Source organism: Paraburkholderia sp. UCT31 (assembly GCF_014397655.1).
GTDB classification, from domain to species: Bacteria; Pseudomonadota; Gammaproteobacteria; order Burkholderiales; family Burkholderiaceae; genus Paraburkholderia; species Paraburkholderia tuberum.
Genome location: NZ_VZQP01000165.1, coordinates 1 through 1740 on the forward strand (window position 1 = coordinate 1; position 1740 = coordinate 1740).

The 1740-nt window shown below is 65.2% G+C and carries 2 protein-coding genes; both read right to left on the reverse strand.

Features of this window, described 5'->3' with window-relative positions:
* On the reverse strand, positions 1-937 hold a 937-nt coding region (locus F6X40_RS41360; protein ID WP_187631876.1), incomplete at its 3' end, for a M48 family metallopeptidase.
* Between the two features lie 51 nt (positions 938-988).
* Entirely contained in the window at positions 989-1588 is a 600-nt protein-coding gene (locus tag F6X40_RS41365) for a LemA family protein (RefSeq protein WP_184071880.1), read from the reverse strand.
* Positions 1589-1740 lie beyond the last annotated feature (152 nt).

A 1740-nucleotide genomic window follows, 5' to 3' on the forward strand; every position in this document is an offset into this window, starting at 1 on the left:
GGTGGGTGGCCAGCAGTCCGGCGAGCCCCTCGCCGGCGAAAGCGTTGGCGAAAAACATGTGAGCAGCCTCGGCGGCCCGGGGGGTGTCGATGCGCGACCCCTCGGCCAGCCCGCCGATCTTCTTGAGCGCCCCGCCAATCCCGTCGGGGTTGCGCGTGAATTGGACGGCGCTAGCGTCGGCCAGGTACTCGCGCTGCCGGGACACCGCTGCCATGATCAGCCGACCGAAGAACGCTCCCACCAGTCCCAGCACAAACACGCCCAGTCCCAGTAGCACCATGCCGCCGCGGGAATCCTGTCTTCCCGACGAGCGTCCGCGGGACGCGAACATGAGGCTGCGGCCGATGATGGACAGCGCCATGATCCCAAAGATCAGGCCGATCAGCCGGATGTTGAGCCGCATGTCGCCGTTGAGGATATGGCTGAACTCGTGCGCCACCACGCCCTGCAGCTCGTCACGGGTCAAGTAGTCGAGGCAGCCCTGGGAGACGGCGACCACAGCATCGCCCGGGGCGTAGCCGGCCGCGAAGGCATTGATGCCGGTCTCCGGCAGAACATATACGGGGGGCACCGGCACTCCCGCAGCGAGGGCCATCTCCTCGACGACGTTGAGCAGCCGCTTCTGCCGCGCGTCGGTGGTCGTGCCGGGCACCTCCTTACCGCCCAACATCAAGGCGACCGCCTGCCCGCCAGAAGCGAGCTGGGCCACCTTGAGCGCGCTGGCACCGCCGACCAGGATGCCCACCGCCGGCGCCGCGAGCAGGAGCATGTCAGGTTGCCACCAAGACACTGGCTCGTGAGCGCCATACATGCTGAGCGCCACCAACAGACCGTACACGAGGGCGATCAGAATCAGGATCGCGAGGACGAAATAGACCACCAGCTGGAAGGTCTTGCGCCGTGCCGAATCCTGCTGCTGAAAGAAATTGGTGGCCATGGTCGGCGCGGTTTTGAGAGCGTGGAGCGCACGGAATGTGGCGGTTCCGGGTTACCGGAACGACACCTTGGGCGCTGCGCGCTCGGCCTCTGTGGTTTCGAGCAGTGACGCTTCCTTGAAACCAAACATGCCGGCCACCATGACGGCTGGGAAGACCTCGCGCCGGTTGTTGTAGTCGGTGGCGGCGTCGTTGAAGGCTTGCCTGGCGAAGCCGATCTTGTTCTCGGTCGAGCTCAGTTCCTCCTGCAGGGCGAGCATGTTCTGGTTGGCCTTGAGGTCCGGGTACGCTTCAGATAGCGCAAAGAGCCGGCCCAGAACGCCGCCGAGCTGGGCCTCGGCCTCGTTAAACCCCCTGATGGCCGCCGGGTCGCTGGGGTTGGCGGCGACTTTCTGCTCGGCTGCCATCGCGCTGTTGCGGGCCTTGATGACGGCGTCGAGCGTCTCCCTCTCGTGAGCCATGTAGCCCTTGACCGCTTCGACCAGGTTCGGAATCAGCTCGTAGCGGCGTTTGAGCTGCACGTCGATTTGGGCGAAGGCGTTCGCGAAGCGGTTCCGGGCGACCACTAGCCCGTTGTAGATGCCCATGAGGCGGAGCGCGAGCAGTAGCCCGACGCCCAGCAGCACGAGCAGGGTGACGACGACGGGACTCATTGGCTGTGACCTCCGACGAGAGGACTGACGTTGCCCGCGAATTTCGGATCCCTTAACTGAGCGGAGATTATGCCACTCGTTGGTTCTGGGCGGCGTGCCAGTCCTGCTCGAATTGCATCGGGCTGACGTAGCCCAACGTCGAGTGCAAGCGC

What these genes read in the sequence shown, in the direction of transcription:
- F6X40_RS41365 (WP_184071880.1), bottom strand. Translation starts at nt 1,588, where the DNA reads ATGAGTCCCGTCGTCGTCACCCTGCTCGTGCTGCTGGGCGTCGGGCTA.